General features: G+C 51.4%; 18 protein-coding genes and 1 tRNA gene. 10 read left to right on the forward strand and 9 right to left on the reverse strand.

The window, feature by feature from the left end; genetic code table 11:
* The first annotated feature begins 7 nt into the window (after positions 1-7).
* Positions 8-1,117 (forward strand): acyltransferase family protein, encoded by a 1,110-nt coding sequence (locus tag D4L85_RS27035; protein ID WP_119757235.1) that lies wholly within the window; start codon positions 8-10, stop codon positions 1,115-1,117.
* Between the two features lie 84 nt (positions 1,118-1,201).
* Here the strand turns inward: D4L85_RS27035 and D4L85_RS27040 are convergent, their stop codons facing one another.
* A complete protein-coding gene (locus tag D4L85_RS27040; protein WP_119757236.1) occupies positions 1,202-3,127 on the reverse strand; it encodes an amidohydrolase family protein in 1,926 nt (641 codons plus the stop codon).
* Positions 3,127-3,885 (reverse strand): DUF4365 domain-containing protein, encoded by a 759-nt coding sequence (locus D4L85_RS27045; RefSeq protein ID WP_119757237.1) that lies wholly within the window; start codon positions 3,883-3,885, stop codon positions 3,127-3,129. The genes D4L85_RS27040 and D4L85_RS27045 overlap by 1 nt, the downstream gene beginning before the upstream one ends.
* Before the next feature lie 78 nt (positions 3,886-3,963).
* Here D4L85_RS27045 and D4L85_RS27050 point away from each other — a divergent pair, with 78 nt between their 5' ends.
* The 3 genes from D4L85_RS27050 (at position 3,964) to D4L85_RS27060 (ending at position 12,199) form a co-directional block, all read left to right on the forward strand.
* On the forward strand, positions 3,964-6,834 hold the full coding sequence (locus D4L85_RS27050; protein ID WP_119757238.1) for a carboxypeptidase-like regulatory domain-containing protein: 2,871 nt from the start codon (positions 3,964-3,966) through the stop codon (positions 6,832-6,834).
* 2 nt (positions 6,835-6,836) lie between these two features.
* Positions 6,837-11,453, forward strand: a complete 4,617-nt coding sequence (locus tag D4L85_RS27055; protein WP_119757239.1) for an MG2 domain-containing protein — start codon at positions 6,837-6,839, stop codon at positions 11,451-11,453.
* A 176-nt stretch (positions 11,454-11,629) separates the two neighbouring features.
* Positions 11,630-12,199, forward strand: a complete 570-nt coding sequence (locus D4L85_RS27060) for a nucleoside monophosphate kinase (protein WP_119757240.1) — start codon at positions 11,630-11,632, stop codon at positions 12,197-12,199.
* A 55-nt stretch (positions 12,200-12,254) separates the two neighbouring features.
* Here D4L85_RS27060 and D4L85_RS27065 read toward each other — a convergent pair whose 3' ends face one another.
* Positions 12,255-12,728 (reverse strand): hypothetical protein, encoded by a 474-nt coding sequence (locus tag D4L85_RS27065; protein WP_119757241.1) that lies wholly within the window; start codon positions 12,726-12,728, stop codon positions 12,255-12,257.
* Between the two features lie 114 nt (positions 12,729-12,842).
* Positions 12,843-12,914 (reverse strand) — tRNA-Glu (locus D4L85_RS27070).
* 205 nt (positions 12,915-13,119) lie between these two features.
* Here D4L85_RS27070 and gap point away from each other — a divergent pair.
* The 6 genes from gap to D4L85_RS27095 all read left to right on the forward strand — a co-directional run bounded on the left by gap (position 13,120) and on the right by D4L85_RS27095 (position 18,360).
* Positions 13,120-14,118 (forward strand): type I glyceraldehyde-3-phosphate dehydrogenase, encoded by a 999-nt coding sequence (gap, locus tag D4L85_RS27075; RefSeq protein WP_119757242.1) that lies wholly within the window; start codon positions 13,120-13,122, stop codon positions 14,116-14,118.
* A 157-nt stretch (positions 14,119-14,275) separates the two neighbouring features.
* Positions 14,276-15,457 carry a DnaJ domain-containing protein gene (locus D4L85_RS27080; RefSeq protein WP_119757243.1) on the forward strand — a complete coding sequence of 394 codons (1,182 nt, stop codon included), beginning with the start codon at positions 14,276-14,278 and terminating at the stop codon, positions 15,455-15,457.
* 214 nt (positions 15,458-15,671) lie between these two features.
* Complete coding sequence (locus tag D4L85_RS27085; protein ID WP_160144028.1) at positions 15,672-16,100, forward strand: hypothetical protein; 429 nt, start codon at positions 15,672-15,674, stop codon at positions 16,098-16,100.
* Between the two features lie 90 nt (positions 16,101-16,190).
* On the forward strand, positions 16,191-16,667 hold the full coding sequence (locus D4L85_RS27090; protein WP_119758964.1) for a nuclear transport factor 2 family protein: 477 nt from the start codon (positions 16,191-16,193) through the stop codon (positions 16,665-16,667).
* A gap of 149 nt (positions 16,668-16,816) precedes the next feature.
* On the forward strand, positions 16,817-16,939 hold the full coding sequence (locus D4L85_RS34990) for a hypothetical protein (protein WP_257791769.1): 123 nt from the start codon (positions 16,817-16,819) through the stop codon (positions 16,937-16,939).
* 227 nt (positions 16,940-17,166) lie between these two features.
* On the forward strand, positions 17,167-18,360 hold the full coding sequence (locus D4L85_RS27095) for an aspartate aminotransferase family protein (RefSeq protein WP_119757245.1): 1,194 nt from the start codon (positions 17,167-17,169) through the stop codon (positions 18,358-18,360).
* A gap of 400 nt (positions 18,361-18,760) precedes the next feature.
* Here the strand turns inward: D4L85_RS27095 and D4L85_RS27100 are convergent, their stop codons facing one another.
* The 5 genes from D4L85_RS27100 to D4L85_RS27120 form a co-directional block, all read right to left on the reverse strand.
* Positions 18,761-19,120: a VOC family protein gene (locus D4L85_RS27100; protein WP_119757246.1), complete on the reverse strand. Its 360-nt coding sequence runs from the start codon at positions 19,118-19,120 to the stop codon at positions 18,761-18,763.
* A 62-nt stretch (positions 19,121-19,182) separates the two neighbouring features.
* Complete coding sequence (gene hslV / locus D4L85_RS27105) at positions 19,183-19,719, reverse strand: ATP-dependent protease subunit HslV (RefSeq protein WP_073131151.1); 537 nt, start codon at positions 19,717-19,719, stop codon at positions 19,183-19,185.
* A 66-nt stretch (positions 19,720-19,785) separates the two neighbouring features.
* A complete protein-coding gene (locus D4L85_RS27110; protein WP_119757247.1) occupies positions 19,786-21,426 on the reverse strand; it encodes a pyruvate dehydrogenase complex dihydrolipoamide acetyltransferase in 1,641 nt (546 codons plus the stop codon).
* Between the two features lie 92 nt (positions 21,427-21,518).
* The gene (locus D4L85_RS27115; RefSeq protein WP_119757248.1) at positions 21,519-24,503 is read right to left on the reverse strand and encodes a PD40 domain-containing protein; all 2,985 of its coding nucleotides are present in this window, start codon (positions 24,501-24,503) and stop codon (positions 21,519-21,521) included.
* Positions 24,504-24,690: 187 nt separating this feature from the next.
* Positions 24,691-25,524, reverse strand: a complete 834-nt coding sequence (locus D4L85_RS27120) for a DUF4249 family protein (RefSeq protein ID WP_119757249.1) — start codon at positions 25,522-25,524, stop codon at positions 24,691-24,693.
* Position 25,525: the final 1 nt, after the last annotated feature.

Consider the following 25,525-nt stretch of genomic DNA (forward strand, 5'->3'; position numbering starts at 1 on the left):
ACCCAGCATGGCTTCCATCACCCCAACCCAACGCCTTTATTCCCTCGATGCCCTCCGGGGCTTCGACATGTTCTGGATCATGGGCGGCGAAGAAATTTTTCACGCCCTCTCCAAGATCACCGGCTCACCGGCGATGGAAGCCATTGCTCACCAATTCACCCACCCCGATTGGCACGGGTTCAGGATCTATGACCTCATCTTCCCACTCTTCCTCTTCCTGGCCGGCGTAGCCACCCCCTACTCCATGGCCAAGGAACTGGAGAAGGGCAAGACCCGCCAGCAACTGCTGCTCAAGGTCATCAAACGCGGACTGATCCTCGTCGTGCTCGGCGTTATTCACAACAACGGACTGGAGCTTAAACCCATTGCCGAGATCCGCTTCGGAAGCGTGCTGGGTCGCATCGGCCTCGCCTACATGTTTGCCAACATCATCTTCCTCTACACCAAACAACGCGGACAGATCATCTGGTTTTGGTCGCTGCTCGTAGGCTACTGGTTGTTGCTGCTCTTCAATTCAGCCCCGGGCTTTGCCGCAGGCGATCTCACCATGGAAGGCAACTTCGCCTCCTACCTCGACCGCCTCATCATGCCCGGCAGACTCTACAAAGGCATCCACGATCCCGAGGGATTGGTCTCTACTATCCCTGCGATCAGTACGGCGTTACTGGGAATCTATGCCGGCAATCTTTTGAAGTATGGAGCCCAGACAGCAACGCGAAAGGCGCTGCAGCTGTTGATCATGGGAGTTGCTTCGCTTCTTCTTGCACAGATCTGGAACCTGGTGTTCCCCATCAACAAAAACCTGTGGTCCAGTTCGTTCGTGTTGCACGTCGGTGGATTAAGCTTGATGCTGTTGTCGCTCTTCTATTACATCATCGACATCAAAGGCATAAAAAAATGGGCCTTCTTCTTCAGCATCATCGGCATGAACTCCATTCTTATCTACATGTCGGGAGATTTTATTAACTGGGATTACACCACCCGATCGATCTTTGGATGGCTGCTGCAACTCGCGGGCGACCCTTGGAATCTGCTGGTGTATGCGATTTGTTATCTCGTGGCGGAGTGGGTGTTTTTGTATTTCTTGTATCGGAAGAATGTGTTTCTGAGGGTATAGGTATACGGCAACAGGTGAGCGGCCGTTTTGGACCAATGCATTACGCACAAATTGCCCCGTTTTTCAGAGGAGAAAAACAACACCTTATATGTTGATCGCTCCATACAGTTTATTATATAAAAACTCCCTTGGGTTTACCCTCGCCATAAGGTCAAATTCCTTGTTGGTTAAACTGTCAGCGAGATCTGCCATTAACGTTCTTTCGGATTTATACTTTTGTACCATATAGTAATCCGTCCCAAACAATACTCTCGTCTTTAATCTAGGGTTCAGCAATGTTTGTTTAAGTAAGGGGCGAATGTCCGGGTTGTGTAAAATATAGCTCACATCAGCATAGATATTCGGGAATTGTAGCATCAGGCTGCAAATAACAGAATACCAGTCGCCATATCTCCAGATTTGTGCAAGTCTTCCCGGCCTTGTTTCTCCTTCCTTGTTGCTTAAAAATGACATCCCCATGTTAGGGTTCCTAAGCAGTTCAGAGGCAAAATTATCGTTATCCTTTCTAATAAAACGAATCCATTCATCATCACCTCCAAAATGACCGAAACATAACTTTAAATGGTTGAGATCATGCTTCAGAGGGGTTTTTGAGTTGGTATAACCAAATATTTCACGAATGCGGGGATCTCTTGAATTACTTACCAGTTGACGTAACAATAACTCCTCAAGCAAGCACAAGTAATTTAGCGGATGCGTAAAATTGCTTGTAAATTCCCTGTTGCTTATTTCTTGCATTAATAAGGGCTTATAATAATCTCCACGTACCTGTTCTACAAATACCGGATGCCGATCCCATTCCAATCTTTTAGTCCCCCTGTAGTATAGTACCCCTTTGCTGCAATCTGTCATTATGGGTATTGCATTATCAGCGGCATATTTCCAGAGCGGAAGTAATCTTTCATCAAACGGATAATAACCAAGTGCGGGGGATATCTTAAATCCGCTAAATCGGAACTCCTCAATATACTTTCGGATAAAACAGTCTCGAAGAACCAAAGCACCATCTATTACATCATAGTCAAACTGGTCCGGTTCCGCGGCTATTCTTCTTGGATCGGCAAAGACGAAAGGATAGATTGCATCGCGGAACCTTTCCTTAATCGCAGCCAATTCATCCATTTGCCGGTGATAACTAGCATGGTGTTTTAAGCCGCCCGCCCCCATGTATGCCATATCCATCGGGAGTACCACAAATCCTGTGCCTTCAGGGTATTGGTGTTGCAGGAGACGAAACAGAGTTTCTTGTTTGATATAGGAAAAGCGTCCTAGATAGAGATATCGTTGTATTAGCTCTTTGACTTCCCTTTCTGGCAAGATGGCCAACAGTGACCATAGCTTTTCTAGAACGGCAACTGCCATGTTTCTGATTGATTTGAAGAGGAGCAAAAGAATAATGATTGCTAAAATTTTCCCGGGGCCAGTTTGCGGAATAACTATAAGATGGTGTTCCCAAGACCATTTCCGCAGCTGTTCAAACTCCGGTGTCGAGGGTAACAGAACAAAAAAAATCTGGATAGCAATTAATAGCCCTATATACGGGCCCAATCCAGAACGTTCGATGGGCCGGCGGATTCGGTATATTATTTCGCTTGCCTTCCTATACCACCTTTGATAGTGCCAGCGATATGGATATGCGTAATAAGTCCGAAAAATCATTGTCGAAAGAGAAAACGGAAATAAAAAATACAATGGAAATGGCAATAATGACTTGGCTAAAAAAGGCGGGACATGATCAGCCGTATAGATTTGTGTGTGACAATTGATGATCGGCTTTATTAAATAGGTTAAGTCTGTTACCGACAAATCGTATATATCAGCCAAGGTATCGAGCATCTTGGAAGTATACCGGTCGAGATCAACGGCATGCACGATCCTTGGAATATTAATTTCAATGGTAGGGTTAAACCCTAAAAAGTCGGGTGAATTGAATTGAACAGCGCCGGATTCCGTTGTACTTTCAATCCATCCTTTCTTCCTAAGAAATTTTACGATGTCCTCAACAGTCATTATTTAAAGAATTGCTCGTATAATTTGGGCCATGTATCTCTTAAAAAACGATTTTGTTTGGAGATGGTGATTCTGATGCTACTTCTATTGGACGTCTCTCTTTCTTCTTGCGCAGGTCTGTACCAGTACGCCCTGTGTCTTAACATCAAGTTCATTTCATCCACTTCTACCCAATCATGGGTTGCCTGAGGCAAAATGAATACAACGAGAATCAAAGGTGCGGCCCCATGATCTCTGCGCATGATCAGATCATTATAGGACTTGGCTTCAAGATCAAATTGAATAGTATCCACGGATTCTATGATTCTTTTTGTAGTGGTGCTTTTTAATTGAATGTCAATATAATTTCCCGCTTGTATATATCTTTTTTCTCCGAATGCATTAGTAACAACCAAATCCCTGGAAACACTGTAGTCCACTCCCCCAGTATCAGTTGCTTTGGTCAGTTTGAACCCTTCAACGGAAGCCAGCGTTCCGATATAGTTATTGGACAGGGCTTCTTTAATTTGTTCTTCTGTCATCGAGGTAAGAGGAGAAAAGAAAGAAATGAAGTTAAAGAAAAACTGGCTATAACGAAAAAAGGACAATGCCTGGAGAAAACTTTTTTGAACAGGTATGGTAGCATTTTCCGATACCCAAGCCAAAATGGTGAAATAGGCGAAGCTGATCTTTACGGCGTTACTGCCTCCAAAACTAACCGAAATGGGTATTGTAATAACCAAAGCCAATCCTTGTATCGTTGATTTGAAGCGCTCCACCCCTTCAAAAAAAATCCCACAATCATTTATGGAAAGCCTATACCCACCGCATCCTCATGCTACCTGAACCCAAGTAGCATGATGCGAATCTTTACTATCCTCCTATTTCTAACCTGCGCCGGCTACGCGAAAGCACAATTGCGTACCCTATCAGGAAGGTTGGTTGACTCAAGCGAAAACCCATTGCCCGGCGTCAACATCCTTATCAAAGGAACGGCCATCGGCACCACAACCGATGCTAACGGATACTACTCCATCGATGTACCCGTTGGTGCCACCCTGGTATTCTCCTTTATCGGCATGAAAACCAGCGAAGTGGTCGTCACGGCCGACAATCTCAGTAAGCCCCCACAGCGCATTCCACCGGAACGAAAAAAAACCAGCACACGATCACTTTCCGCCATGCTGTTCAAAGATTCCACACAGATCAATGAACCCGGTGTGGCCGTGCTCACGGATGAAACCCCATCCTATTCCAACCGCGTGTCTATTCAGCCCGACCAGATCAAATCCATCCGGCTCTTCGGAAAGAAATATGCGATCACCACCTTCGAGTCGCAGGGTACCTCGGAGGTTGCCGGTGGGCGTCTCACCTTATCCGTTGGCCTGGAGCGCGTGAACAAGCTCCCTCACCTGCAAACCACCTTTGCACAAGGTCGGCCCGAGAATGGACAAACGATCTGGCGAGGCCCCGACCAACAGGAGATCTTTAGCTGGGGGCCGCTGATGCGAACACTGGAGTTTGATGGCAGCCATTACGCTTTCGATCGTCAGGGGCGTTTGGTCACCGCAGGAACGGGAAACGGAAGTGCCGCACAGGCCTATGATGCTTCCCCTATTTTTCGCACGGGCATGACCACGTCGGCCGAGCTCTTGCTGATGATCCCCGCATTAAAAAAAGGGATGCTTTCGCTGGACCTGGAGAACCGGACGCGGTTGGGTGTTATTCCAAACACCGATTACAAACGTCAGAATATCTCCATTGCGTTAAAACGCTTTCGTCTCACCTCCCGCACCACGATCGACGGGATGGTCACCTACAATCATTCGGCCGGAACGTTGATGAATCGTGGCGCCAACCTGGCCACCGTGATCGGTTCGATCTATCGCACCCCGGCGACGTTCGACAATACGAACGGACACGGCCGGTCGGCCCTGCACACCACCGATGCCTACCAACTTGCCGATGGCACCGCCCGAACACATGCACCGGGGGCGGTTGACAATCCCTACGGACTGCTCAGCACCTTGCCCGACCACGAACAACAAAACCGTTTCTTCTCCACCCTAACCCTGCAAAGCAGCGCCATCCGAAAAATAAATCTTACGAGCAATGCCAGTTTTGAAAAGCAGGCTAACACGATCGTGCATGGATTCCCGGTGGGCTATGCGGCCTACCCGGCGGGAAGACTTACCCACCGTGGCGACGACGAAACCGTGGCAAAAGCCTTCGTGTCTCCGGAATACACGAGTCCCAATTATGCTTTCAAGTTCTCGGCTTCGTATCAGCTCCTTTACACGCAACGTGCACTCCATCGCGAAGACGGGTTCGACTTCAATCATCAGGATATGGACCTCGAAAATGCCACGCGTAGCACACTGCTTCAACGCACGCTCTCGCGGACCCTGCAGGAAATTTCGGTAGGCGGCCAATATCGTTACCATGATTTTTTGTTGATCAAGCTCTCAGAACGGAACTACTTCTCTTCTACGGTGAGCGCCAAAAATTACACCAATCTCTTTCCTATGGCGGCGATCAGCGCCAATCTGGCTTCGCCGATCTACATGGGTGATATCAATAAGCTTGAGCCGTACGTTACCCTATCCCGCGGTTTGCATGAAGCGCCTTTGCTGTACAACAATTGGTCTTATCTCTCCACACGGCAGTCGCTGCAAAATTATAACAGCTTTTTCGAATCTACCGAGCTTTTTTTCCGGCGGGGATTGATTCCCGAAATCGAGCAAAAAATGGAGACCGGACTTTCCATGGTGCTGTTCAATTATTTCAATTTTGACTTTGCCTACTTCAACAATCTCACCAGCAACTTCATCGCACCCCAGTGGGTACAGGGACAATTTTCGCTGCAGAATGTAGCATCCATTCGAAACACCGGTGCAACGGTATCCCTAAGCTACACGAAACCGATGTATTCGTCACAAGAACTGGGATGGGGTTTCAATTTGCGCTGGAGCTCCTATCGCAATGTGACCGAAGCCTTGAATACTCCGGATGCGTTCGTTCCGCTGGCGGGCTTTGCGTCTGTGGCTTCCGTGCTGGCGGCGGGCAAACCCGTTGGGGCGATCTATGGAACAACCTATCAGCGAAACGAAAACGGGCAACTGATCATTGATAGCGAGGGATATCCCGTGATGGATCCTTCCCTCAAAATGATCGGCAATCCCATTCCCGATTGGGTGTCGAGCCTGGGCGCGCACGTGCGCTGGCGGCGCGTAACGCTTTCCGTTTTGGTAGATTACAAAAAAGGCGGCGACGCCTGGAACGGTACCGCCCGCATGCTGGATTACCTCGGGCGATCGACCACCACGGCCGACCAGCGAAACACCAGCCAGTTTGTTTTCGAAGGGGTCGATGAAAATGGTCACACCAACACAAAACCGGTCGATTTTGCCAACCCCAACCAACCCGTGGAAGCCAACCGCTGGGTGCGCCAGGGTTGGGCTGGCGTGGGTGAAGACTACATCGAAAAGACTTCCTGGCTGCGGCTGAATGAAGTAACACTATCCTATTCGACTTTGCGCACGCGAACACGCAGGTTCATTAAGGAAATGAATTTCGCACTGACGGCGAGAAATCTGTTGTTGATCACCCCCTACAAAGGCGTTGATCCGTCGTCGGCTTTATTTGGCTATAGTACCGGGGCGGGGCTCGATCTTTTCAACACCCCGGCCACACGCAGTTACAGTGCATTGATCACTTTAAAATTCTAACCATGAAACGTCTTCTTTATATCGCCCTCGTCCTGCTGGCCGGCGTCGTCTTGCAGGCATCCGACAGTGTTCCATTCCTCGAAAAGTTGAAAGCAAGCCTGCACCGCTTCAACCAACGCTATCCTGAGGAAAAGGTGTATCTCCATCTTGACAAAACATTCTATAAACCGGGTGAAGACATTTGGTTCAACGCCTTTGTGCTGGAAGCCCGCCATAACACGCCAACCCAGATCAGCGATGTGGTGTATGTAGAGCTGATCGATCCCCGCGGCAACTTGGCGTCGCGGCTGGAATTGTTTGTAAAAGATGGAACCAGCCGGGGTGATTTTAAACTCACGGACCAGGCTTCCGGCGGACTGTATACGCTCAAAGCCTATACGCAGTGGATGAAGAACGACGGTGTGGAAAATGTTTTTAGCAAAAAGATCCAGGTCCAAACCGTGATCACACCGCGCCTGTTGTTAAAACTTGATTTCGAGAAAGAAGCCTATGGACCCGGTGATGTCGTGAAGGCAAAACTCACGGCAAAAAATCTAAAGAACGAAACCGTCGCAGCGACCATAAAGTACACGGCCGCGCTCTCCGGCGAACAAGTCTTTTCTTCGGAGCTGCAGGCCAGCGAACAAGGTATCGCCACTCTTACCTTCACACTCCCCGCGGATCTCAAAACGTCCGATGGATTGCTGCAGGCGATCGTCACCGACAACGGTGTGGAAGAGTCCATCTCGCGAGCCATTCCCATCGTGCTCAACCACATCACCCTTCAATTCTTCCCCGAAGGAGGCGATCTTGTCGACGCCGTAACGAACACGGTGGCGTTTAAAGCCGTGAACGAGTTTGGAAAAGGTGCCGATGTTGCCGGGGAGATCCGCGATGAGAATGACCGGTTTGTTTGCCGTTTCGAAAGCTATCACATGGGCATGGGGACATTTTTCTTTCGTCCGGAGGCAGGAAAGCGGTATCACGCGGTGCTGAAAACGCCGGTGGGTATTGCCGCCACCACGCCGCTTCCGGCGTCGCGACCAGAAGGTTTTGCGCTTCACAAGGCCGCTCAAGATCCATCGGAAACCAGCTTTGAGATAACGGCTCCTTTCGCAACCACGGGCTATCTCGTGGGACAAGTACAAGGCGAGATCTACCACGCCGAGATGATCACGTTTCAAAAAGGGAGCAACAACATCCGGGTCAATACAAAATTGTTTCCGGCCGGTGTGGCTGTCTTCACGGTGTTTGATGCACAGGGACTGGAACAATGTGAACGCGTGGTGTTCGTTAATCCCGACCGGCAATTGTCCGTGAAGCTGACGCCTGACAAGAAACACTATCAACCCGGCGAAAAAGTTTCCCTCCACATCGAAACATCCGACGACAAGGGCCATCCCATTCCCGCAAAATTATCACTGGCCGTAGCCGACGACCAACTGATCTCGCTGGCCAACGATAAGCAGGACCATATCCTCTCCTGGTTCCTCCTCTCCTCGGAGGTGAAAGGTGAAATTCAGGAGCCGTCGTTCTATTTCGACAAAGAGGAACCAAAAGCCAGTCAGGCGTTGGATAATTTGCTGATGACACAAGGTTGGCGAAGATTCCGCTGGCACGAGCTGGATACGGAAAAGAACTTAACCTACACACCCGAAAAGGAAGGTCTCCTGTTTGGACAAGTAACCGATGCCAAGAACGGGGGCGTGGACGATGAGGTTACCCTGATAGAACTCAACAACAAACGGCGCATCATCAAGGTCCGGGCCACCGCCAACGGGAATTTCCTGTTCAAAAATACCGATGCCACCACACCGGTACTCTTGCTCACGAACAGCTCCAACCACATCATCCTGCAGAAAGAAAGTACACGTGCTGGCACCGCTTACCTGCCCATCCAGGGTGAAGCGGTCCTAGACGACGCTAAACGAAAGGAGACCATACAAGAGACCGGTATGCCAGCCGTTGTGCCGGCGCAACAAATTGGAAAAAGCGCCGGGTTGGATCTTCGTATGCAGGAAGACGTACAATCGCTGAATGAAGTGGTGGTGGTTGGATACGCTGCTTCCGAGCGAAGAGATCTTACAGGATCCGTTACCTCTGTCCAGACAAACGATTGGATTCCTTTTGTTCCGGTCATCAATATTGAAGGAGCTTTGCAAGGCCGCGTGGCGGGTCTTCAGGTTGTCCGTCAAAATGGGAATGCCGGGGCTTCTTCCAATGTACAATTGAGAGGTATCGGTTCCCTCTCGGGTGGGAACGAACCGCTCTTTGTGATCGATGGCGTGCCCGTGTCCACCAGTCTCAACGGCAATTTCGCTACCAGCGGCCTGGTGAGTCCCGATGACGTGGAGAGCATCACGGTGCTTCATTCGCCGGAGGCTTCTGCGATTTATGGCAGCCGTGCAACGAACGGCGTGATTGTGATCAACACCCGCTCCCGGCTATACTTCGGCAGCTATTCGCAGAAGAAACGACGCCAGCGGTATTCGCACGTGACGGTACAACCCCGGGCCTTTACCGCAACACGCGAATTCTATGTGCCCTTCCATTCAAAGAGAGACCAGACCGACGAGCGCCGGGATTTCCGCACCACCGTGTATTGGAATCCTTCCGTGGTCACGGATGAAAAAGGTCAAGCCACCGTTTCATTTTACAACACCGATGCCGTGAGCAGCTTCCGCATCACGGCCGAAGGAATCTCCGGTCGCGGATTGCTGGGAAGAAAAGAAGAAACCTATTTCACCCAACTCCCCTTTTCGCTCGATGCCAAGCTGCCGGAATTTATCGGGTATGAGGATACGCTCAAGATTCAAGTGCGCATAAAAAATACGACCTCTAAAGTATTGACCGGCGAGCTGGTCCTCGACCTACCCGGCGAATTGATGGCGTCAACACGAATGCTGCCGGTGAATGTTGGGGCGGCAACTACAGAAACGGTGGTGGTGACGCTCATACCGAAAGCTAAAACCGGGCGGTACCCCATCGCCATCCGCCTTATCGCCGCCAGCGGCAGACACGACGAGATCCGACAGACCTTGCAGGTTCACCCGGTAGGATTTCCGGTGCGGCTTGATTTTGGAGCGAAGACGTTGGATACGCTGGTGCGCTTCTCGGTTCACGACATAGAACAAGGATCGCTCCAGGCAACGTTCTCCGCTTTCCCCGATGTGATCAGTGATCTTTTTCACGGGGCCGAATCAATTTTGAGTGAACCGCACGGTTGCTTTGAGCAAGTGTCGTCGAGCACGTTTCCCAATATCCTTGCTTTACAGTTTATGCAGCAATCGGAAAAGATCGATCCGGCAGTGAACACACGGGCCTTGGATTTTATAAAAGACGGATACAAACGGCTCGCGGCCTACGAAATTGCCGGCGGGGGCTTTGAGTGGTTTGGCCACCCGCCCGCACACGAGGCGCTCTCGGCTTATGGGCTTGTTGAATTCTATGAGATGAAAAAAGTGTATCCCAACGTGGATGACGCGATGTTGAAACGCACGCGCGATTGGTTGTTGTCCCGGCGCGACAATAAAGGCGGATTCAAGCAAAACCGGGGCAAGTATGGATTTTCCGCGGCTCCGGCGGAAGTGAACAACGCTTACATCGTATATGCGCTCGCCCTTACCGGCACTACCGACATTCGGAAGGAATATGAAACCGCGCGCGATGAGGCTTGGAAAAGCAAAGATTCCTATCGCATGGCGCTCGTGGCCAATGCAGCATTCGCACTAAGGGCGATGGATGATTATCATCGCTTTGTGAATTACTTCCAGGAGGTGGCGCATACCCGCGGCCTAACCTCTCTCTCAGCGGCTTGTTCCATTACCTACAGCTGGGGAATATCGCTCTCGCAGGAAACCTTGGGTTTCTGGGTGCAGGCCCTGGCAAAAGAAGGTTATTCGCATAACACGATGATGACCGCCTGTATTCAACACATCCTTCAAAATCGGAGCTACGGCGGCTTCGGCTCAACCCAAGCCACCACGGTATGCCTACAAGCCCTGACAACATACGCCAGCGCCATGCGCACCGCACAAGAAGGCGGCGAGATTCAACTGACGGTAAACAACCAACGCGGCGGCCTCGTCGCCTATGAAAAGGACACACAAAAGAAACTCGAACTCCATGATTTCGCTCAGAACCTGACCAGCAATGGCCCACAATCCATCCGCGTTGCCTTTGACAAAACCCAACACCCCATCCCGTTTCACCTTCAATTACAATGGAGCTCGAAAACTCCGGTGTCCAGCGACCTGTGCAAAGTGGGCATCAAAACATCGCTGCTCCAAACGGCGGTGCGCGTGAATGAGACCGTGCGGATGAATGTGACGCTCACCAACAAAACACACGAGGGCCTTCCCATGACCATGGCGGTGGTGGGTATCCCCGGTGGCCTCAGTGCACAACCCTGGCAGTTGAAAGCCCTCCAAGAAAAGGGAGCGTTTGATTTCTATGAGATCATCGGCGACCGCATCGCATTTTACTATCGCGAAATGGGTCCGTCGGCCGTTCAGACCATCGCCCTTGACCTGAAGGCAGAAGTGGCGGGACGCTACACGGGCGCGGCCAACTCGGCTTATCTTTATTACAATAACGAATCGAAAGACTGGAGCAAAGGATTGACGATTGCTATCCGCTGATGCTAGATTGGGTCGGCCGACTGTGGTTTGTCGTTTACTTCGCTTCCGTAACAATGAAGCCCCAAAAAATGGTAGAATGGTTTGATAAAATGTATTGAATCTTGTATTGTTGAAGGAGAGGGAACGAGTCTCGATAGAGAACCGACCCGGCAATCCAAAGGATGTAGCTCCTCGTTATGCGCCTGATCCATCTGCTTTACATTGATCTTCATTTGCCTAAGGGACTTATTTTAAATGCATTTGTTAATTGCGTCCGGTCTCACGTAATCGTATTAGAGGATTCACTCCAAAATCAATTGCGCATCGACTCGGCCCTAACCACGGAAATAAAAAAACACATCGAAAGCAGAAGTATTGTCCCAAGCCATCTCATCGAGCAAATAATTGAACAGCATATTGATCCGACCTCTACGCAAGATACAGTGATAGTAGGCTACCCTAAATCAATTCAACAATTGGAGAGCTTCGAAAAATTTGCCCATGCAAAAGCGTTGCATATTTCAAGATGCTGGCACTTCAAGCATGCAGATTTTGATCTATTCGTGGATAAGGCGAAGCGGGCGTGGCATGCCAAGCACGGCGATGATACACTCGATCATTGGGCCAGCATCAACAGGACGACCAAAGAGGTTGGATCATTGAAATCCACTAACAAATACTTGTGGGCTGTAGTCGAACTGACCTATGAAAACTTCAACCGTGCGGCCTACATTGAAGGAGAGATCGTAAAAAATATCAATGCTTAAGCTCCACAAAAGAACCACACATTTTCATTGAATCTCTTTTCAGTAAAAAGGAATCTCAATAAAAATGACCGATCTTCTGATCCAACACATCAAACTCACCCGGAAATTTAGCTTCTAATTTAACCAACGACGCTTTCAGGTTTTTCAACCGGTCTACCAGCACATCCTTATCATAGATCGTCCCGTTATGCAGCATATCATCCAGGATCACCCAGATAAAATTAACGAGTTCAGGAATGTTCACCTGCTCATGTTCCTTTTCCAAGGTATCCATTGCCGTGAGCACCAATCGCTGCAGCCGCTCGTAGTCCTCTTCCCGGAAGGGCGCAGTGCTCAGCAACAAAAGAGATTCCACACAAGGGTTCTTTTGTTCTAAGCCCGATTCATTCGCCTCAAAGAATTCGTTTCTTAACGCCGTCTCATTGGACAAAAAGTGCGTTCTCATCTCCAGTGGCAGTGAAGACCAATCTTTCGGTTTGGTTTCTTTCAGCCGGGTAGCATATAGATTATTAAACTCCGTTAACGTCATGGGTTTGGATACGATATTGGGAAAGAAACGTAACCACTATTCTATAACGTTTGAGAGGGAACGTTAGCGGCATAAAAAAACCTGGATACTTCCATATCCAGGTTTTGCTTGTAGTAGTCCGTACGGGAATCGAACCCGTGTTACCAGAATGAAAATCTGGTGTCCTAACCCCTAGACGAACGGACCTTGTGGGTTTGTTGTTGTGAGTGTGAATTGACCTCTCGATCTGTGTGTTTCTCTCAACGTTGCCGTTAAGAGGGTGCAAATATAGATTGACGATGTTGATTTGCAAACCTGTGCAGTAAAATTTTTCTAAAACCGTATTTTATTTCGTTGGTTTTAGTGTTCAGGTAATTTATTTTTGGTCTCGAAATTTAAACCAGACAATAAAATGACTAAAGTAGGAATTAACGGATTCGGGCGCATTGGCCGCCTCGCGTTCAGGGCAGCCGTCAATCGCAAGGACATTGAGATCGTTGGCATCAATGACATTGTGGATCCGGAGTACATGGCGTACATGCTGAAGTATGACTCCACGCATGGTAAATTCGACGGTACCGTAGAAGTAAAAGACGGTAACCTGATCGTGAACGGAAAGAAGATCCGCGTAACGGCAGAGAAAGATCCCGCCAACCTCAAATGGTCTGAAGTAGGCGCCGAAATCGTTATAGAATCCACTGGATTGTTCCTCACCCAGGCCGATGGCCAAAAGCATATCACGGCCGGCGCCAAGAAAGTTGTTTTCTCGGCTCCTGCAAAAGATGACACCCCTACCTTTGTGATGGGTGTGAACCACAAGAAACTGACCGCTCAGCATACCATTGTTTCCAATGCTTCCTGCACGACCAACTGTCTGGCCCCCATTGCAAAAGTATTGAACGACAAGTTCGGTATCGCCGAAGGCCTCATGAGCACCGTGCACGCCGTGACGGCTACCCAAAAGACCGTCGATAGCCCTTCCATGAAAGACTGGAGAGGTGGCCGCGGTGCTTACCAAAACATTATCCCCTCCTCTACCGGCGCAGCCAAGGCCGTAGCCCTGGTGATCCCCGAACTGAAAGGCAAGCTCACCGGCATGTCGTTCCGCGTTCCCGTGGCCGACGTATCGGTAGTTGACCTTACGGTGAGACTGGAGAAAGCCGCTTCTTACGAAGACATCAAAAAGGCTATGAAAGACGCCTCCGAAGGCGAACTGAAAGGCATCCTCGGCTACACCGAAGACGATGTGGTATCGCAAGATTTCCTCGGCGACGCCCGCACCTCGATCTTCGATGCCAAAGCCGGTATCGCCCTGAACGATCGCTTTGTGAAAGTGGTATCGTGGTACGACAACGAGTGGGGTTATTCCAACAAGCTGATCGACCTCGTTTCTGAACTGGCCAAAGTTTAAGACCGATTTTCAAATACACGTAAAAGGCCGTCCCCAAAGGGCGGCCTTTTTCTTTGACCAACCGTTAGGTCACGTTGGGGTGGGTGAAAAATAAAGGAAGGCCGGGGTGAAGATTTTTTATCCTGAATTCGTTTATAACAGGGAACATCGACCTCCGGTGAACAATCATTACCAAATACTAGGACTCACCCAAGCCGCGGATGCCGCGCAGATTCGGGCCGCTTATAAACGGCTGGCCATGACCTATCATCCCGACCATAACCCGGGTAATCGCACAGCCGAAGAGCGGTTCAAAGAGATCAACGAAGCCTACCACATCCTCTCCGACCCGCTGAAAAAGTCGCGCTACGATTCGCTGCTGAACTACGCCTTCGACGAACAGCAACGGGCGGATTACCGGCGCGAAGAAAACAAACGCAAATACTACCGGTGGCAACAAGCCCAGCGGAAGTACTATGTCATCGACCGGGAATATTTCAAGATCCAGGCCCTGGCCTTCCTGGTGTTCACCGTCATTGCCGGCTTTTGTTTTGCCCTGCTGCACACGGCAAACTACATGATGGAAGAACGTCGCCTGGAACACAACCTGGCTACCAGCCGGTCGCTCCGGCAAGTCGACACCTTGTTTGCCACCGGCCGGTTCGACGACGCCTTCTCGCTCATTCAAACCCTGGGCGAACAAGATCCCCTCGAATACCGCTTCCACTATGCCCAGGATAGCCTCCTCACCGCCCTGAAAGTCATGGCCGACGAGCGGTTTGCAAACCAGGAGTTCTCCGACGCCGTGGCCCAATACCTGGTGCTCAAAAAACACGAAGACCCCGTACGGACCGAAACCCTGCGCCAAATTTCCATCTGCGAGTTCTACCTGGGAAACTACAAGGAGTCGCTGCTGGCCATGAAGCACCTGCACAACCAGGATCCCCGTAACCTGCAGTTGGTCTACGAGATCGGGTCGCTCTACCTGGAAAAACTGGAAGATCCCCACGAAGCTTTACACTATTTCACCCTGGGCAAAAAATTGTTCGGCGAAAACCTCACGGAGGTCTATGGCCCTTCCTACCAGCTGGTGATGGACCCCACGGAAGTGCCCGACATTTACTTTCACATCTTCCTAAACCGGGGTCGCACCAACCTTGTTTTGGAGAACTATGAAGAAGCCCTGAAGGATTGCGACCTGGCCATCGCGCTGCGACCTGGTCAAGGCACGCCGTATGCCATAAGAGCCCTGGCGGCCGTACGGCTTAAATACTTCGACCGGGCCTGCACGGACCTGGCGCAAGCCCAATCGTTGGGCGTTACCGAAGCGGAGGTCCTGCGGCGTAAATACTGTCGGTAGTTACCCTCGCGGGTAAGTAAAGGCGTTGGTTTAGGTTGAAGAGAGCGGACTGCTAAACGACGAAATCGGGGCTTGGGACCTCGAAAAATGACAACAATCCGGTGCCGGTCGTGTTCTATAATAAATAACTGTTATTTGAGTTTCATCCTGTATTTTTGCCGAAATTACTACAATGACACCGCGCGCGGAGTTTGAAAAAATGACCCCTTCCGTTATGAAGAATACAGAACACCTGGTTTCTGTGAAAAGAAGCTATTTTAATATTTTGGCGCTGTTCCTGGGCGACGAAAAGATCGAGACCCGGTTCCTGCGATGCCTCCTGAAGTGGGGCTTCCAACTGCACCTGAACCCCGAAGACCTCAAACAGGCCGACGTGGACATCTCCAACCTCAAGTTCAACTCCATCGGCGACAAAGTGGAAAAACTGGAGGCCATCTATCACCTGGTCTATATGATCTACCTCGACGAAGTGGTGGAAGACGTGGAACTGGAAGTGGCCACCATCTATGCCGAAGAGCTGGGCTTCAAGGCCAACGTGGTGAGCGAGCTGTTCAAATCCATCGCCACCGAACCCTACGACGAGTCGGGGGAACGAAACGTGCGGCAGGAAGTCATGGATTTCCTGAAGGTATACGAGGGATAAACAAACTTACCTGGTTTTGGATGGATAGTATATGCCGTTCGGCCGGGACGGAGAATTCCTCTTTTTTATCAACCCTAAATGCTACCCGTCTTGAAAAGTATAGCCCTTTGCCTCCTGCTCCTGACCTCCCTGAACCTCCTGGCCCAGGAAACCGAAAAGGACCTGCACCAGTTTATCGACCGCTGGCACGAAGCCGCGAGCAAAGCCAACGCCGCCGTGTTCTTTGAGAGCATCGCCGACCACGGCGTATACATCGGCACCGACGCCAAGGAACGATGGACCAAAGAACAGTTCGAAGCCTTCGCCAAGCCCTACTTCGACAAAGGCAAAGCGTGGGACTTCAAACCCTATGACCGGGACCTCCATGTAACATCTGATGAAAAAACTGCATGGTTTTCTGAACTTTTAACAACTTGGATGGGTGTCTGTCGCGGGTCCGGGGTGCTGCGCAAGACCAAACAAGGCTGGAAAATAGAACAGTACCAGCTTTCGGTCACGGTGCCCAACGACATAATAAAGGATTTTATCACGCTGGTGGATGCGTACAATCAACACAATAAGCCCTAACCCCCCAGCCACCCGCCGCCGCGTCTGCATTTGAAGTATCCCTTCCTTTTATGCTACCGATGTAGGATTTCAGTTAAATTTCTCCAGCAGTCGACGTCAATCCTTACGACTTTTGAATCCACATCAGACCACAACTGCATATGGCTTACATGAGACACATCGATTACAGAGAGGTTGCCAACGCAAGACTTTCTGCCCGGTTGAGACAAGTACTCGTACTCGCGCTCGTAGTCGTTATCGGCTTCCTCGTCTCCGTATCGGTAGTGGTGTAAGTGGTTAACCACGACACGGTATCTTTAAAGATAATGGGTCCCAGGACTCACCCCGCTGTATCTCAACTCCGGCCAGCGGTAAACCTGCGGTAACGCAGCGGCCATCTGGTCGAAGTTGAATACACAAGATTTTGTTCATTTGTGAGAGTTAGTTAATTTAGTTTCTTAGTCCCACCCCCGGTGGGACTTTTTGTTTTACCCCTCCGCCTTTCTTCCTAGTTTTGAGGATGGACTTCAGCCAGAACACTTTCCTCAACCACCTTGCCCAAACCACGGAGGCTCCCTACCTGATCGCCATAGAAAAAGCCGAAGGCATCTACCTGTACTCCCCTGACGGCAAGCGGTACACCGACCTCATCTCCGGCATCGGCGTGAGCAACATCGGCCACCGGCACCCCGCCGTGGTGAAGGCCATTAAGGACCAGGTGGATAAGCACCTCCACGTCATGGTCTATGGCGAGTTCATTCAGTCCACCCCAAACCAGCTGGCGGCAAAGCTGGTCAGCCTGCTCCCAAAAAGTCTGAACTGCTGCTACTTTGTGAACTCCGGCACGGAAGCCAACGAAGGCGCGCTGAAACTGGCCAAGCGCTATACCGGCCGCACCGAGATCGTCTCCTTCCGGAAATCCTACCACGGCAGCACCCACGGCTCCATGAGCGTGTCGGGAAATGAGATCAAGAAACAAGCCTTTCGCCCGCTGTTGCCCGACGTACGCTTTATTGATTTCAACGTCATGGAAGACCTGGCGGCCATCACCGACCGAACGGCGGCCGTGATCGTGGAGACCATCCAGGGCGATGCCGGTGTAAGGATCCCATCCCAAACCTACCTGCAAGCCCTCCGGAAACGCTGCACCGACACCGGCGCCCTGCTCATCCTCGACGAGATCCAATGCGGCATGGGCCGTACGGGACGCCTGTTTGCCTTCGAGCATTACGGCATCGTGCCCGACATTCTCACCACCGCCAAAGCCTTTGGCGGCGGACTCCCCATCGGTGCGTTCGTAGCCGACAAGCCGATCATGCAATGCCTCACCCACAATCCCATGCTCGGGCACATCACCACCTTTGGCGGCAACCCTGTCTGCTGCGCCTCGGCCCTGGCCACCCTGCAGGTGATCGAAGATGAAAAACTGCTGGATACGGTCGAAGAGAAAGGAAAGCAATTTGAGTCCTTGTTACGACATCCCGCCATCAAGGAAATCCGCCGCATCGGATTGATGTTCGCCATTGATTTTGAATCCGCCGAACTTGTGTCGCGCATCGTAGAGGAGGCAAAGAAGCTGGGAATCATTTGCTACTGGTTCCTGAGTCATCCCTACAGCTTTCGCTTAGCTCCCCCGTTGACGATCACCACCGAAGAGATCGAGGCGTCTTGTAATGCGATCATAAAAGCAATCGATGTGGCCTCTGGAAATTAGAAAGCCCAAGGTACCGTGATTTTCGCCACCATTCTATGAATTTGAGGTTCCCCAGCCGATGGCGCACCATGGTCTGTAACCCATGCCCCATTTATAAAATATGCATTTCGGCGTTGCTCCGTTGTGTAAGTTTCTTGTTCGAACCCAACGCGTTCTGCCAATCCCATGCCGCCTGTTGTTGGTGGGACACCAACAACAAAGGGCTAGCACTCACCATTCGACTCGCTTACAATAAAATTGGAGCCCTAACCCTCGAAATTTTCCCAGCCCACAATTATGCCCTCCCCCGCCGTTGTTGGTGTTTTCACGACCAAAAATTTTTCAGCCACCGCTCCCATCATTAGAGTTCGCCCCACCTCTTAGTCCTGTCCTTTCACCAACAACATTTTTCGGTTACCCCTCACGTTCTAGTAACCTTCATCGGCTCAGGCCGCGCATGCCGCGGCTGATAAACCCCCAACTTACCTCCCCCCGGAAGACTCAACTCCACGAGCAGTCCCCACCCTTGGTCGTTAACGCTCCCGCAAGGCACGTTCTTCACCTTCATCTGCTGCACAAAGGCTTCGATGTCGTCTACCATCAAATAGAATTCGTGAACATTGTTTTTCTCCCCTGGATGAACCGCCAGTTCTGACGGCGGCAGTCCGAAGATGAGCCAGCCGTGGCCAACATCAACCGGGGGAAAGCCGAGGTCTTTAAAGAAGAGCTTATCAGCTTCCGGGTCTTTGCTGTAGATGATAATGTGGGCGCCGTTGATCATATCTTTTTTATTAAAGATAGCAACTGTTCAAAGCTTGATCAATACGGGGGCGTAAGGCGCTATTACAACTTTTCGATCACCAAATTGTGATTGGTATAAATACAGATATCCGCGGCAATATTCAGACTTTCCCGCACGATCTCCTCCGCGCTCAAATGCGGCGCATGTTTCCTCAAAGCCAACGCAGCCGATTGGGCATACATCGACCCCGAACCAATGGCGGCAACCTGGTTATCCGGCTCCAGCACATCGCCCGTGCCCGAGAGGATCAGGATCTCATCTTTGCTTGCCGTGATGAGCATCGCCTCGAGGCGGCGCAAGAAGCGATCGGTGCGCCAGTCTTTGGCAAGCTCGATGGCGGCGCGCTTCATATTGCCCCCAAAGGCGCTCAGCTTTTCTTCAAATCGCTCAATGAGCGTGAAGGCATCGGCGGTGGAACCGGCAAAACCTGCGAGGATCTTGCCGTCTTGCAGACGGCGGATTTTCTTGACATTGCTCTTGGCGATGGTGTTACCCATGGTGGCCTGGCCGTCGCCGCCAATGGCGACTTGTCCGTTGTGCAGAACGGCGATGATGGTGGTGGCGTGCATTTTTTCCATTCCGATAAAAACAAAAAGCCCCCGGATTTAACTCCGGGGGTGGTGATAAATTTTTTATGCGATGTCTTAAATAAGAATTCTAACGGGATCTTCCAACAGGCCTTTGAAGGTCTTGAGGAAGGCAGCTCCCACAGCGCCGTCTACGGCCCGGTGGTCGCACGACAGCGTAACCTTCATCACATTGCCCGGCACGACCTGGCCGTTCTTCACGATGGGCGTTTCCTTGATACCGCCGATTGCCATGATGCAGGCGTCGGGCGGGTTGATGATGGCGGTGAAGTCTTCCACGCCAAACATACCCAGGTTGGAAACGGTGAACGTGCTTCCCTCCCATTCGGAAGGTTGAAGTTTCTTATCGTGTGCTTTTTGAGCCAACTCCTTCACTTCTACCGCGATGTGCGACAGGGACTTGTTGTCTGCAAAGCGCACCACCGGCACCAGCAAGCCGTCTTTCACGGCCACGGCCACGCCGATGTGGATGTGACGGTTCTTGCGCATTTTGTCGCCGAGCCAGCTCACGTTCACGTCGGGATGTTGGCGCAACGCGGCGGCTACTGCCTTGATCACCATGTCGTTGAACGATATTTTCACCGGGCTGATCTCGTTGATGCTCTTGCGCGCTTCCACGGCCTTGTCCATGTTGATCTCCATGGTGACGTAGAAGTGCGGGGCGCTGAACTTGCTCTCGGCCAGGCGACGGGCAATGGCCTTGCGCATTTGCGATACCGGCACGTCTTCAAAGCTCTCTTGTCCAACCACTTGGGGAAGAACAATGGGAGCGGCAGCAGCTTGGCCGTTTTTAGCGGGAGCGCCGGTAGTAGCGGGTGCGGCAGCGGGCTTGTAGTTTTCTACGTCGCGTTTCGTGATGCGGCCGTGGTCGCCGGAACCTTCTATTTTACCAATGTCGATGCCTTTATCTTTTGCCAGTTTCTTGGCCAGCGGCGATGCTTTTACACGGCCGTTGGATGAATGGTCGGCGGAAACATCGGCCGTTTGTGCGGCGGGTTCTGCCTTCTTTTCGGCTTGACCGGCCGCAGGAGCACCTGCACCAGCACCCTTGGCTTCGTTGGCTTTCAACAACGTTTTCCAGTCGGCGTCTTTTTCGCCGATCACTGCCAGTACGCCGTTGACGGCCACGGCCTTACCAGCTTCTGCGCCGATGTACAGCAAGGTTCCTGTATTGTAGGATTCGTACTCCATAGTAGCCTTGTCGGTCTCGACTTCGGCCAGGAGCTCGCCCGTTTTTACGGCGTCGCCCACTTTCTTGTGCCAGGCGGCGATGACGCCTTCGGTCATGGTGTCGCTCATCTTGGGCATGAACACGATCTCGGCTTTGATGCCGGAAGTGTCTATGGCTGTGGCGGTTGCTGTAGCAGCCGGGGCCGTTGCAGCCGCGGCGGGAGCCTCGGTCTTGCCACCGGAAGCAGCAGCGTTGGCGGCGCCGGCCAGCAGGGCGGAATAGTCTTCTCCTTTGTTGCCAACAATGGCCAGCACGTCGTTCACTTTCACCGCTTGTCCTTCCTGTACGCCCAGATAGAGTACCGTGCCCGTATTGAAGGATTCATAGTCCATCGTAGCCTTGTCGGTCTCGATCTCGGCCATCAATTCGCCGGATTTTACGGTATCTCCCACTTTCTTATGCCATTTCGCGACCACGCCTTCCGTCATGGTGTCGCTCATTTTCGGCATTCGTATGATTTCTGCCATTGTCGATTGTAGATTTTTAAATTCGTCTAAAAAAGGTTTCGCCTTTATTTGAAAGGTCCAAAAATAGACACTAAAACATCCATTTTCAACTATTAGAAACCGATATTCCCGATCAAAAATTCAACCAATACACCGCTGTTCTGGAACTTGTTGGCGGAGCGGTAGGTGGTGCGGAAGCCGGCTTCGAACTTGGGCAAGAACCGCAGTATGTTGAAATCAAACGTTGTCTCTACCCCCACGGACTGATAGGTGGCATCGGTCTCGCTGTAATACACGATGTTGCTGTTGGGTTTGTAATAGTATTGCCGGCCCTGGCCCTGGCCAAAGTCGCAGAAGAAATTGGCCTTGATCCGTTGAATGTTCAGCAAAGGCCCGAAGGCAATATCGGGATACCACAACGGCAAAGCGTAGTTGACCGACGCGGCCCCAAAGGTTTCATCGTTGGGGTAGCTATACCCGCGGGGACGCGGAATGCGGTTGCGAAAGGAATAAACGTCGGTTTCGATGCTCTGATAACTCTTTTGATAACCCAGGCGGCCATATAAGAAATGGTGCTTAGCCAGACCAGGGAAGTATAAAGTGGACCGCACGGCAAACAGGCTGCCATAAAAGTCTCCGCCGAAAGGCGTGCTGTACAAATCGACATCGACCGTCTGTCCCCACCGGTACAGAAAATCGCGCTGACTCCGCTTCAGGACGTTGGTGAACGAGAGGTTGAGCCGGTTGTAGTACATCGTTCCGTTGTTAAGCTGGTCCTTATACAAGAAAACCAGCGAGTCCGACACGGGTGTAATGCGGTTTGGACCTTGATAGATAATGGTGTTGTCGCGCGAGACCGTATTGACAAAATCGGTGGTTTTTGTAAAGCCGGCGGCATCGCCCAGGGTCAACGTGCGACTGTATTTGGAGCGGGTGAGCAGGAAGGGCAAGCGCAGCCCCACCTCGGCTCCGGTCTCATTCCACGTGAACTTCTGCTTGTCATTGAAGTCCGTCTTTTCCTCCTTGCGGTTTCCGGTTGTAGCATTAACGTCGATGATCGGATATAACCCCTGATAGCTCACGCCCGCATTCCAGTACGAAGTTTTCTCATTGATGTCGTAAAGGTACCCTGCACTGATCGACGTTGTGCTCAGAATATCCTGAGAGGTGATGCCCGCATTGATCTGGGCCAGGTTGTTGGTCACAAACAATCCCCAGCTATAGGGATTGAAGACTCCTTTCAACTTGGAATACTTTTTTACGGGAAGCGGTGTCTGCGAAACCGTGTCCAGCAATCCTCCATGATGCTCCTGGTCGGCCAACGCCTGGTACAACGGCTTCACGGACGGCGGGGCTTGCATGCTGTACGCTTTCCACGATGCCGGATCGAACGGCGTTTTCACTACATCCAACCCATCGCGATTCTGATCGCTGTAGTAAAGCGTTCTCCCGTCCGTCGAAACGGAAGGGTTATACGCCGCATACTTGCTGGACGTTACCTGGTAGCGCGTTTTCGTTTCGATGTCGATCGCATAGATATTGTCGATGCCGCTCACGGGCGAGTTGAACAACACATACTTCCCTTGCATGATGGGCGAGCCCACATTTTCACGGCTCACGGGCAGCAGGTCCGTGCCCATGCCGCTGGCAGGGTCGATCAAGGAAATGGTCTTCCCGGCAGGACTATTTTTCAAGACCACGATGCTTTTGCCATCGGCCGACCACCGGGGCATGGCAAAGAAGTAATTCTCGGGATTGTCCAGTGTCTTCATGACGCGGCCCGAGGCCACATCCAGCAGTACGATGGAATTTTTATAGTCGTTATCGGAGCGGATCGCCACCACGGTCTTGCCGTCGGGAGAGATCGCCGCGCCGGACAGACGCTCGTGTCTCCCGGCCAGTATGCGGCGCTCGCCGATGGCCCCGTCGTATAGTTTTATGAGGGAATAGTTGCGCACGCCCCAGCGTGGATCATAACCGTATTCGCTCCACACGATCTTGCGATCCGCCACCGACAGCATGCCGGCATCGTTGATGAACCCCGGCACAAAAATGCGTTGCTCGTGTCCATCCTTCAGCAACACAAATTCTTCAATGTTGCCAATGCCTCGCTTCATGGCGACGACACCGGCATCGCCGGCCGCTTGTGGATAGAGATAATCGGTGTAAGCCTTAGTGGAACGTGGATTTATTTTTTCGAATGGGGTGAGCTGCAGTTGGTCGAGCTGTTGCTGCCATTCCTTTTTCAGATCGGCGGCCATGTCGCGATAAAGCTCCGTCACATACATGCCGGTCTTGTTGTGGATGGCGTTGGAGAAAGCAAACGGGATGAACGGAACATTCCACGAACGTGCCGTGATCTTTCCCCAAATGTTGGGATCGCCCGTGCGGCGACGAAGGTAGCTGATCATGTGATAGCCCAGCACATAGTGATTGGGAATATTGTTCTTGTACGAACGCAGGTACTGCTTGTGATAATTGAAGGTGCGCCCTTCCATCAGGTTGGTCTTGAACACCAAGCCGAAGTTGGGAATACGTCCCCGGCCGCTGTGCGTGAAGGCGGTTTCTGTCGCCACGGCATCGCCCTCCCAAAACCATTGTGGCGCCGCCACCTGTGCCCAGGCCGCCAATGTGGTGTTGCCAAACAGATAATACATGGCCCGGTTGAAGCCCCGCGTGGCATGCTGATATTGCACCACGTGCCGGTACTCGTGCGACATCAACATGTTGAGCCAGTCATTGGTACCGAGAAAATTATAGTCCTGCGGCGGCATGGTATAGAACTCCGAATGCCGTGGCAGGATGGTCACAAAGCCGTTGGAGATCGCCGATTGGTTCTGTAACACAATGGAGATCTTGCGGGGTGAAGAGCCCATGGTTTTCGACTCCGGGTCGTGAATCCGCTCCAGCGTATTCGCCACCCGCTGTGCCTGCTCATCGAACCCTACCGGATACAGCACCCGGAAATGCGCCGTGTTCACTTGCCGCCATTTAATGCTGGCCGGGTTGGTCTCCAGCACCGAAGCAGGGGTTGTGTATTGTCCATAGAGTTGGCTGCAGCCGAAAGCGATAAATAGGAAAGGCAGAATTCTCTTCATCGGTTATTGTTTTTACAACTTACTGCGAAGGGCATCCCACAGCGCACCAAGCTCTTTAAGGTTTCGTTAAGCTTTTCGCATAACCCTGCGTCCAAATTAATACAATAACGCATGGACGCAAAATAAGAAAGCTTCACCCCACTTAACGGGATGAAGCTTTCTGCCTGATATGAAATGAGACGAACGCCTACTCTTCCACGACAATCGAGGCGGAGTTTATGGCACTGGCCTGGAAGAACCCTAAGGCACCGTTGCTGAGGTTGGTGCGCGAGTTGGCCGGGGGTTGGCTGAACAGACCGCCGTCGTTGTTGAGTAATTTCTGCAAGTCGTCGTAGAAAACATAGCCGGTACGGCTCAAGCTATAGGCCTCGACCGTTGCCTTGTCGCCAGGCGCATAGAAGATGGGTGAGGAAATGCCGTCGATGTTTTCGCCCAGGGCTTCGTCGTCGGTGTAATAAATGTCTGTCTCGACGTAGTACGTGAGCGAATCGTTGCGATAGAATTTGAAAAGATAATAGTCCTTGCTAGGGTGAGGTTCCTTGGCATAGATGAGTACCTCGCGGAATTTGCCCTGGGTCTTGGGATCTTTCTCTTCGTCGTCGTCCACGCGGTAAGCCATCGAGTCGATCGTCGTCACGGGGTACAGGTGGTCGTCGGCTTCATAAACATCGCCGTCGATGTCCACGCGCAGGTGATAGTCCTTGCCGATCGTACCCACAAAAGGTGTCTGCGGCAGATAGTAACCGATGCTGTCGGCTTTGTTGTTGGGATTGTGAATGAACATGATCTCCATGCCGTCGTTGTCTTTCACCGACACGATGGCGTTGGTGATCTTCGGCAGGGCACCGGTTTGATAAAAGTCGACCGAACGCGACAGCTTCACATACTGATGTCCGGCGCGGTTGGTCACCTGTCCTTCGACGATGACGCGCTTGTCGCTTTCGTTGAGGTTGAGATGAATGGGTTTGTCGCACGAGACAAACACGACGGCAAAGAGGAGAGCGATGAATATATTTTTCATA

The organism is Chryseolinea soli (assembly GCF_003589925.1).
GTDB lineage: Bacteria > Bacteroidota > Bacteroidia > Cytophagales > Cyclobacteriaceae > Chryseolinea > Chryseolinea soli.